Source organism: Algoriphagus confluentis (assembly GCF_036245625.1).
Classification (GTDB): Bacteria; Bacteroidota; Bacteroidia; order Cytophagales; family Cyclobacteriaceae; genus Algoriphagus; species Algoriphagus confluentis.
Genome location: NZ_BTPD01000014.1, coordinates 103,132 through 112,971, shown reverse-complemented (window position 1 = coordinate 112,971; position 9,840 = coordinate 103,132). Strand labels below are relative to the sequence as shown.

8 protein-coding genes and 2 pseudogenes are annotated in these 9,840 nt (G+C 43.7%); 5 read left to right on the top strand and 5 right to left on the bottom strand.

The window, feature by feature from the left end; all coding sequences use genetic code 11:
- A pseudogene (locus tag AAA943_RS21935) lies at nt 1-163 on the top strand (IS30 family transposase); the annotation flags it as partial.
- 25 nt (nt 164-188) lie between these two features.
- On the opposite strand, the gene AAA943_RS18640 reads toward AAA943_RS21935, so the two are convergent.
- Nucleotides 189-3,134: an FAD-binding and (Fe-S)-binding domain-containing protein gene (locus tag AAA943_RS18640; RefSeq protein ID WP_338225807.1), complete on the bottom strand. Its 2,946-nt coding sequence runs from the start codon at nt 3,132-3,134 to the stop codon at nt 189-191.
- A gap of 126 nt (nt 3,135-3,260) precedes the next feature.
- On the opposite strand from AAA943_RS18640, the gene AAA943_RS18635 reads away from it, so the two are divergent.
- Complete coding sequence (locus AAA943_RS18635) at nt 3,261-3,569, top strand: DUF3784 domain-containing protein (RefSeq protein ID WP_338225806.1); 309 nt, start codon at nt 3,261-3,263, stop codon at nt 3,567-3,569.
- 16 nt (nt 3,570-3,585) lie between these two features.
- On the opposite strand, the gene AAA943_RS18630 is transcribed toward AAA943_RS18635, so the two are convergent.
- Nucleotides 3,586-3,894: a nucleotidyltransferase domain-containing protein gene (locus tag AAA943_RS18630; protein WP_338225805.1), complete on the bottom strand. Its 309-nt coding sequence runs from the start codon at nt 3,892-3,894 to the stop codon at nt 3,586-3,588.
- A pseudogene (locus AAA943_RS18625) lies at nt 3,894-4,301 on the bottom strand (nucleotidyltransferase substrate binding protein). The gene AAA943_RS18630 and the pseudogene AAA943_RS18625 overlap by 1 nt, the downstream one beginning before the upstream one ends.
- 207 nt (nt 4,302-4,508) lie before the next feature.
- On the opposite strand from AAA943_RS18625, the gene AAA943_RS18620 reads away from it, so the two are divergent.
- From AAA943_RS18620 to AAA943_RS18610, 3 genes are all read left to right on the top strand, one after another.
- Nucleotides 4,509-5,279, top strand: a complete 771-nt coding sequence (locus tag AAA943_RS18620; RefSeq protein WP_338225804.1) for a YdcF family protein — start codon at nt 4,509-4,511, stop codon at nt 5,277-5,279.
- 64 nt (nt 5,280-5,343) lie between these two features.
- Nucleotides 5,344-6,687 (top strand): coiled-coil domain-containing protein, encoded by a 1,344-nt coding sequence (locus AAA943_RS18615; protein WP_338225803.1) that lies wholly within the window; start codon nt 5,344-5,346, stop codon nt 6,685-6,687.
- Nucleotides 6,688-6,957: 270 nt separating this feature from the next.
- Nucleotides 6,958-7,851, top strand: coding sequence for a hypothetical protein (locus AAA943_RS18610; protein ID WP_338225802.1), 894 nt, complete (start codon nt 6,958-6,960; stop codon nt 7,849-7,851).
- On the opposite strand, the gene AAA943_RS18605 is transcribed toward AAA943_RS18610, so the two are convergent.
- Nucleotides 7,848-9,149, bottom strand: coding sequence for a type II toxin-antitoxin system HipA family toxin (locus AAA943_RS18605; RefSeq protein WP_338225801.1), 1,302 nt, complete (start codon nt 9,147-9,149; stop codon nt 7,848-7,850). The genes AAA943_RS18610 and AAA943_RS18605 overlap by 4 nt on opposite strands.
- Nucleotides 9,143-9,481, bottom strand: coding sequence for a helix-turn-helix domain-containing protein (locus AAA943_RS18600; RefSeq protein WP_338225800.1), 339 nt, complete (start codon nt 9,479-9,481; stop codon nt 9,143-9,145). Before AAA943_RS18600 ends, AAA943_RS18605 begins: the two co-directional genes overlap by 7 nt.
- Between the last annotated feature and the right edge of the window lie 359 nt (nt 9,482-9,840).

Here is a 9,840-nt window from a genome sequence, read left to right as displayed (position 1 = left end):
GATTAGAGCTTTCTTACCTAAAAAAACTGACCTCAATGAAATCTCAACAGAACAAATACAAGCAATCGAAGCTAAAATCAATAACAGACCCGTTAGAAAGTTTAATTACCTTAGTCCAATACAAAAACTCAAACAAAAATTAGGTGTTGCACTTATAAGTTGAACATGGCTTTCAAGAGTTTAAAACCTCAACGATGAAGTGCCTCCCAAAGAATCTCTACGGGATGTTTGGCTTTTCGGCCGGTACCATCGGCAATCTGATGACGGCAGGACGTACCTGGCGCTGCGATAATCGTATCCGCTTCGGCCTTTCTTACCGCAGGAAACAGCACCAACTCCCCTACTTGCTGAGAAACTTCAAAATGCTCGGCTTCGTACCCGAATGAACCAGCCATTCCGCAACAGCCGCTTGGGATGGTTTCCACGGTATAATTAGCCGGGAGAGAGAGTATTTTTTGAGTCCAAGTCAAGGAGGAAAGTGCCTTTTGATGGCAATGCCCATGCAGCTTGATCTTTTGGGATTTGGAGGTGAAAGACTCCGGTTTGATGTTTCCAGTAGCCACTTCCTGTCCGAGAAACTCGTCGATCAACTTCACATGAAACTTAAGCTTCTTTGCTGCAGGCACCAATTCAGAGCTTACAATCCGTGGATATTCATCCCGGAAACTTAAAATCGCGGAAGGCTCCAACCCGATCAAGGGTGTGTTTCCATCAATCAGTTTCTCAAAAATCCGCACATTGGCCTCGGCATGTTTCTTTGCTTTTTCCAAAAGACCTTTGGAAAGTGCGGATCGCCCGCTTTCCTCGTGGTCAATAACTTTGACTTCGTAACCCAATTTCTTCAACAAAGAAATCGCTTTAATCCCGATTTGAGTGTCGTTATAGTTGGTGAATTCATCCACAAAGAAATAAACTGACTTGATGCCTTTGGCAGGTCCAGGCAAAGATGCATAGTTCTTTTTGTACCACTTTCTCAGACTGATCGAGCTGATTTCAGGCAGATTTCGGCTTGGGGCTACGTTCAAGATGGATTTCATCAGCCCACCCGTCAGCGAATTGCTTAGGAAGAAATTGGCGATCCTAGGCACCTTGGCTCCCAATTCATTCAGCTCATTGATGTAGGCAAAAGCCTTCGAGCGAAGAGGGACTCCATTCGTTTTTTGGTATTGATAGAGGAATTCCGCCTTCATACTCGCCATATCCACGTTGGAAGGGCACTCGGCAGTACAGCCCTTGCAACTCAGGCAGAGATCCAATGCTTCTTTAATCTCAGGATGATCGAAAGCATTTTCCTTTTTATCCAAAGTCAAAAACTCCCGCAAAGTATTAGCCCGACCTCGAACGGTATCCCGCTCGTTACGGGTGGCCATATAGCTCGGGCACATTGTGCCACCAGAACCCGGAAGTTTGCGGCAGTCGCCTGAACCGTTGCATTTTTCTGCTAAACGCAGAATCCCTCCCACGTGGGAAAAATCGATAGCCGTCTTGTGATCCGGAGTTTGCATTCCCGGTTCATAGCGCAGGAATTTGTTCATCGGAGCAGCATCCACAATTTTGCCAGGATTGAAAATGTTTTTCGGATCCCAAGTGTATTTGATTCGGCGGAAAAGCTCGTAGTTCTTTTCCCCAACCATTAATGGAATAAAGGCAGCCCGTACTCGTCCATCTCCATGTTCGCCTGAAAGCGAACCCTGATATTTCTTCACCAACTGGGCAGAAGCCAAGGAAATCTTGTAAAACTCCTCTACATCCTCCGCTTTTTTCAAATCCAAAATAGGACGCAAATGGATCTCTCCAGCTCCGGCATGGGCATAATGAACGGGCTTTTGATTGAAACCTTCCATCATGGCATCAACTTCATCGATGTAATCCGCTAAGTCTTCGATATCCACGGCAGTATCTTCGATACAGGCCACCGCTTTGGGATCACCGGGAATATTCCCCAAAAGCCCCAAACCCGCTGCACGAAGCGCCCAGGCAGAAGCCACTCGGGCAGGCTCAATGATCGGGTAGGCATAGCCGAGCTTGTTTTTTTTCAGGTCTGCAACCAAAGCTTCCCCTTTGCTCATTGCCTCCTCCAGCGTTTTTCCTCGAAACTCGATCATCAGGATCGCTTCCGGATCTCCCTCCACGAAATAGCGGTTTTTAGAATATTCTATACTTTCCTTAGTGCAGTCCAAAATGATTTTATCCATCAATTCCACAGCCGTCGCCGGATGCCTCATAGCGACTTGTGCGGATTTCATGCTCTCACTGATCGTTTCGAAATGTGCAGCAACGACAATCTCCACCGGATCAGGAAGGGCATCCAGGCTGATTTTGATTTCGGTAGTAAAGGCCAAAGTCCCCTCCGAACCTGTCAATAACTTGCAGAAGTTGAATTTTTCCTTGCCTTCGAAAAGTTCCGCTTTCAGCAATTCATCCACTGCATACCCGGTATTCCGGCGATGGATGGACTTTTTGGGAAATTGAGCGTGGATTTCTTCTCGAATTTCAGGGTTATTGAGTTCGTCGAAGATTTGACGATAGATTGTTCCTTCCAGGTCTTTTTGCCCACACTTCCGATCAAACTCATCCTGAGAGATGTCTCCGAAAACGACCTTTTTTCCATCACTGAGAATGGTATTCAGGGAAATAACCTTATCTCGAGTCACACCATATACGATGGAAGTCGTGCCAGAAGAATTATTTCCAACCATACCACCAATCATCGCCCGGTTGGCAGTGGAAGTGATCGGGCTGAAAAATAGACCATGTGGCTTGAGGTAACGGTTCAGCTCATCCCGAACGACCCCTGGTTGCACACGAACCCAGCGTTCTTCCTTATTAAATTCCAAGATTTGGGTAAAATGCTTGGACACATCGACTACGATGCCATTTCCCACGCATTGTCCGGCAAGGGAAGTACCTGCAGTCCGAGGAATCAGGGAAGTGCCGTGCTCCGTAGCAAAGTGAATCAGTTTTTGGATATCGGATTCGGACTTAGGAAAAGCGACTGCCAAGGGCATCTCTCGATAGACAGATGCATCGGTGGCGTACAGGGTCCTTGTGAGTCGGTCAAACTGCAAACTACCCTCCAATTGGGTAGCTAGTTTTTCCAAATAAGGTACTAGGTTAGGTTGGTCTGAAAGCATGGAGTAAAAATACAGATCGGAAATAAAATAATTGCGGAAATAATAGCTTACTGAAAAACTTGTTCCCTAAAGTTTTTCAACTATCTTTAAAGTACAATTAAATATACACCCGTAACCTCGCAAATCATGGGGGCAATTATCTCTGGAGTCATTTTTTTGGCAGTCGGACTTACTGTTCGAGTTTATCCGAATATCCTTGCCGGATACAATAGTCTATCCCAAAAAGAGCAAGAAAATGCTGAGAAAAATAGGCTGCCATTTTTCGGCTTTATCTTATTTACAGCTATGGGGGCAATTTGCTTGGTTTCTTCAATTCTGTCTATTTTGCTTGAGGACCCAAAATTGGGTTCAAACATTACCCTAATTGTCACTTTTACAGGATTAATTATTGCTGTGGTTGGGGGGAATTTTTTGATAAATCATAAAATAAACTAAGCTAAATCTTGATTTTCTACTGAGAGGCAGAATAAAGCATCTTTCCAACTCTTTGAATGTGTTCTTTAAGGTTTTCATTTTTGATATCCTTCCAAACCTGAAGATCGACTGTCAAGGGAAAATCACTCGAATTGACCTCCATCCAGATTTCACCTAAGGTCTTTCGATCTATCTCATCAAGAATCACCAAATCCAAATCACTGCGATCGCTGTATGTTCCTTTGGCACGCGAACCATAGACTTTCACCTCAGAAACAGCAGGGTAATTCCTGAAAATATCGAGAAGGATTTGGAAGGATTTATCAGATAGTCCAAAGGTTTCCATTAGTGAATTTCTGAAAGTTTTTTTGCCAGTGAGGCTAACATAGGTGTATAAACAGACTGAATATCGGGAATAACGGATTCAAAGGTTTCCAGATCATAACTATGACTTAGTATGTTCCGATCATTGATCATTTCCAGCCAAACCTCAATTTAATCGATGTACTTAGCCTGAAAGGCTTCCTTTACGACCACTTTGGAAGAAATACGATCCAAAATCAAGCCATCAGACTCCATTTTATCTTCCAGTGTCTTCCAACCTAACTCTAACGTATATTCAAATCGCTGGACAATCCCCTCTTTTTCTAATTGAGAAAGTTCGTCCAAATCCATAGATTCTACTTCCACAAGGAGATTTACCGCCTTGAGGAAATTATCCAAACGCTGAATCCAACGAATATCCTTTTCCATAAACTCCTGAATTGATTGTTCAATTTACCACAATTACTTTGAGAGAAAAATCAAAGACCAAACGGCCAACGCTATTAAGGAATGACCAATTATCAATGACCAAACTCAATGAACAATTATCAAGTATGCCAAACCCTTGATAATTGAAAATTGAGTTTGAAAATTGATCATTTAACACCTTTTTTGTCGATAAAACAAACCAACTTCATGTTCTTCTACCTCTCCCAGTTTTTGAGTTTTTTGGCGATGCCGCTTACGATTGTATTGATCCTTATTCTATCAGGGACAATTTTTTTAAAGCGAAAATGGGGTAAAAAGTTGCTGTGGGCAGGAATCGGACTTCTACTCTTTTTCACCAATCCGTTCCTTTCCAATTTGGCTTTATTGGCTTGGGAACCTGATTTCAAGTCTTTCGAAGGAATAGAAAATCATGAAATCGGCATCGTCCTCACGGGGGTGACTAACCTGAGCAAAACTACCTATGATCGCACCTTTTTCAACAAAGGTGCAGACCGCATCACCCATGCCCTCCAACTCTACCGCATGGGGAAAATCAAAAAAATCCTGATCACCGGTGGACAAGGTCTCAATCCGGTCAATCCACAAACCGAAGCGGAATTACTCAAGCGATTTTTAATCATGACCGGGATGCCTGAAGCGGACATCTTAATTGAAGATCAAAGTAAAAACACAGCCCAAAATGCACGGTTTACCAAAGCTTTTTTAGAGAAAAACGGAATATCCGCCGATCAGGAATTTGTGCTGATTACTTCTGCTTTCCATATGACTCGGGCCAAAGGATGCTTTGACAAGGTCGGCCTGAAAACAGTCACTTTCCCTGCGGATTACTACTCCCATGAGGTGATGTATGATTTGCCTTCGCTTATTTTCCCGGATTCCTATTCTCTAGAGTATTGGACCAAGCTGTTCAAGGAGTGGACTGGAATCTTAGTGTATAAGGTAGTTGGCTACATGTAATTTTAGCGGGTTTTTACAGGTACTTTTCACTTTCTATTCCTAGTTAGGAGAAAAGTAATTGATCATGAATCGAGCTATCCTTTCTCTGATTTTTGTCCTGATTTTTCAGTTGGTCAAAAGCCAAGTTCCCCAAGGGCTGAAGGAGAAGTCTGACAAAGACAAGTTCCAACTCCTGGAAACTTCGCTGAAATCCCCCTATACCCTTACCCAAGAGTTTTTCTTCAACAAGAAGTTTTATTTCACGGCCAAAACCTCGGAAGTACAGGTGGATTCCTATTTCTATCTCAATACAAAAAACGGTCTGTTTGGAATCGACAAGGACCTCGCTGAGCAGCTCAAACGGCAAAAGGGATCAGAGCTTTTTAATGAAATGGATTTTGCGATAGAGCTGGAATCGGGTGAGTTTTTCACCTACACTACCCGACAGCGGACAGGAGATCGAATTGCAATGATCGCCTACGAGATGCTTTCCTATCTGCCAGATTATTTGGAAGGAGTAAGTGAACCGGAGTTTTTTAAGGATTATATGGAGCGGGATGGGAATAAAACCTACGTGGGGGACAAGTCCCAGTTTCCGTCCGAAAGCTTTCAGGGAGTCAATTTGGAAGCCGGTGGACATATGTTGGTCTGGTTTTCCAAAAACACAGACTTCCAGATGAATCCGGAAAACCGCAAGTTGATCCTGAGTCCTTTTGGCATTGGTTATGTCTTTTTTGAGAATCAAACCTACCTGATCACCGGCTGGGAAAGCGACGACTATGTCAGCAGGCTGGAAAAAATCGAAGATGTTAATTTCACCTTCAAAGGGAAGGAGTATACGCCGCTTCAGGAGAAAATCGAAGCAAAAATCGTAGAAACAGGTGAAAAAATGGATGCTGCGCGAGCAAAAGAAGCCGATGCGCTTGCCAGACAGGAGGCGGCTGCAAGACAGCGATTGGCCACTGCATCCCCGACTGGTAATGATGTCCGAAGAGCTGAAATCGATGTGGAGATCGTAGAAATAAAAAAGCAAATCCTCGAAAAAAAGAAAACCCTCGAGTCCAAGGCAATCAGCAAATCCAAAGAATACAGCAAAAAGCAGGGTTCCTTAGAATCAGCAAAGGAGGGTTTGGAGGCCATGTTTGAAGGAAATGAGTTTGTGGAAATTCAAAAACTGGAGCTCAAGGAGAATATTCTAAAGGATGAAAAAGCGCTCTTGGGCAATTCGCTGGATTCAAAAGAACGGGATGCAAAGCAAAAATCCATCGACTGCCAGAAGAAGCTCTTGGTAATTTTTGAGGGGATTTATGACAAATTCACCGAAATCGACCGACAGTACGGAGCAGATCTTCAACAGGTTTTTCTCAAAAAAATGAATGTGTATAATCAGGAATTGACTCCAATTATGACCAATCCCTGTGGGAATTAATTCAATCGGATCTTTTATTATTTCAACGGTTGAAACCCGCCTTCCTCCCAGTAGAGGAATTAGCTTTATACCCCAACCGATCTGGAAGTATTGTGGGCTTTAGCTTGTCATCCAAAGACAAATATCAGCAAGATATATACCTAGAATCTGCCCTAGTGGCGGGATTGCAGACCATTACAATTTTTATTCATCAACCTATTGATTTTCAAAGGGATATTGCGTAACTATCCTTGGACTTTCTTTGGTTTTTTCATTTCAAAACTCAGCCTTATGGATTTTGCCTCCATTTTAAATCTCGTCATTGGTCTTGTTTTCATTTATTTCCTCATCGCCTTAGCCTGCTCGACCATTCAGGAACTGATTGCTCACTACCTCGATATGCGGGCAGAAAATCTGGAGAGATGGCTTAAGGACACCTTTAGGGAAAATAATTTCGGAGAAAAGTTTCTTTCCCACCGACTGATTGACGGGCTTACAGCTCAGGGAAGAAGAGCCAGCTATATTCCCTCCAAGGTCTTTTCGGGAGTCTTATTGGACTTGGTCAATGACAAGGATTTGCCGTATGATTTATCTTCTCTCCAGGAGTCCGTAGTCACTTCTGATCTGCCCGAGGACTTAAAAAGAAAACTGCTGCAGAGTATTTCAGAAGCCAAAAATGGATTGGAAGATGTCAAAAGAGACATTGAGGGCTGGTTCAATGACTGCATGGATAGAATCTCGGGGACTTACAAAAAGAAGGCCCAATACTTCATCGTCATCATTTCTACGGCGGTAGTTATATTCCTCAATGTGGACACGATCAATATCATCCAATACCTCTACAACCACCCGGCAGAATCTGCTGCCTTGGCAGACCGAATCAGCGAAAATATCCAAAGCCTAGATCCAAAAACCAACGCAGCACTCCCTGACTCTCTTGGAACTGAAAAAAAAATCGATTTGAAAATCAAAGAACTGAAGGAGATTCAGGCTTCATTGGATGCTACAAAGCTTCCCTTTGGATGGCAAAAAGGGGATGGAGAGGTCAGTTTTAGAGAATTTACCAATAAACTGCTTGGCTTGATATTTTCCATCATTGCCGGAATAGTCGGTGCTCCTTTTTGGTTTCAGATCCTGAACAAGCTGGTCAATCTGAGAGGAGCCGGCGCCAAGCCTGACAATTAGACAAGCAAGGTACGCTGGATGGAATCCCGGAGTTGGGATTCCACCTTGACCTCTTCTGCAAATTCGCCCCATTGACGGACAGCTCTTCTGACTTTCCCGATTTTCTCTTCCGGCTTTTTGATATTCATCTTTCGGGCTATTTCCAAGAAATCCGAATCTGCGATTTTTTCCCTTTTGCCATTCACCTGTAAGGATTGACTGCTCACCCAAAGGCTTCCTGGACGAAAGGCATGGCAGATGTCGTAGGCAGGTGACAAGGTCCATTTCCCGCTTTGATCCATCAGAAAAGCAAAATTTTTGGTATGATCATCACAGTTACGGGCAAGTACATTAAACACCATTCGGATAAATAGCTGCTCGGCTTCAGGATAAGACAATCGCAACATCCGCATGGTTTCAAAAACTTGCTCGTAGCTATACACACCTACCTGATTGAAATCAAAATGCCGAATGCCACAGAGACTCTGCATGTGGACTTTTTCTCCGGATTCCGTTCGGTCAAATCGTCGGGTCATAAAATGAGCCCGACCGTTTTCTTCCAGCAGTCGGCATTCATTCATTTCTATTCCGGCTTCTTTGGCCATCAGGTAATAGGCCATTTCCACACGTCCGTAGCCCGCTGTAGCCCCAAACTGCGAGTCATGCACTCCGTCAAACTTGATGATCCAATGCGAAAATCCCTTAGGTGCCTTTACCTGACCGCTTTTCACCTCTCCGGTATCAGGATTAAAAGCGATAACTGCCTTGGCTCTGGCACCACCGGCAGAAGTTCCTATCTTCAAAATATCCGCCAGAGCCTCCTCTTCTTCCCTGGAGAGATCGGTCCGGAAATCCGCTTTGGTATTGAGCACTTTTTGGGCTATTCCCACCAGACTTTCTATTTCCAAAGCACTCGCTTGAGCAGACTCCCGGCGGAGTGATGGCTTGATTTCCAAAGCTCCCACTCCCCGCTCACCGATGAAGCAAAGCAGCTCCACAGGATTCAAACTGTCTGTCGGACGCCCATTTTGGACCAACCAGGCATTGATCAATTGATTCCCGTATTTGTCCGGAAGCATATCAGCCAATAGTCCGGGAAGCCCCTTGAATGTATCAAAAGCATCATTTCGTCCACGACGGATTTCTGGAAAAGTATACAACCTCCTCCCCTGCCTGAGAGGCATCGTAATCGGGGCAATATCCCAACCCGAACGCAGAAAGCCCTGATCAAACTCAAAGCTTGCCAACTGCTGCACCTCATCCCAAAGAATCGCTCCAGCCAGTCGATCCCAAAGCCAAACTTCTGCTGCTATTACCATTCTGAAGGACGGTCATCCTCGGCAGCAAGATCCGAATGCCTCACCCGCTGCCGCTGATATTTCTTTTGAAGCTTGATGTACTCTAAGGGGCTGATCTGCTGACGCACCTCAAAAGCCTCCAACAACTGCAGCTCGTCCAAAACCCGTAGGGCCTGAATCAAGGTCAATAAATGAACCTTCTCTCCACGCTCCAATAAACTGAGCGTAGATCGGCTCATACCCGCCTCCGTGGCCATCTCGTCCTGAGTCTTATTGAGGGCCATCCGCTTCTTTTTGATGAAGTCCCCGATCATCCGGAGAATGGCCATATCTGATAGCTGTGCAATATTCATGACTTAAATTTCATTCATTAAATCAAATTTTACAAGTTAATGAATGATTTTTCAATCAAAAATAAACTTTAAATTCAAGACAAAAGACGAAAGACATATAGAATCAAATGAGGGTAAATGAAAAATTACATAAAAGATTAATGAATTAAAATTCATTCATTATTTAATATAAATATACTTATTGAATGAATAATCATTCGTAATTAAAAGATGATTGTTAGAGAACTACACCGATTTGATTAAGATTTTATCTTTAAAAATTCATGCCTCCTCACCCAGCAACTTGTGAAATACCTCTCGACTAGCTTCTCGATTGTATCTTGCTTCTCGTCTCTTGTTTCTAGCATCTAGATACTTGA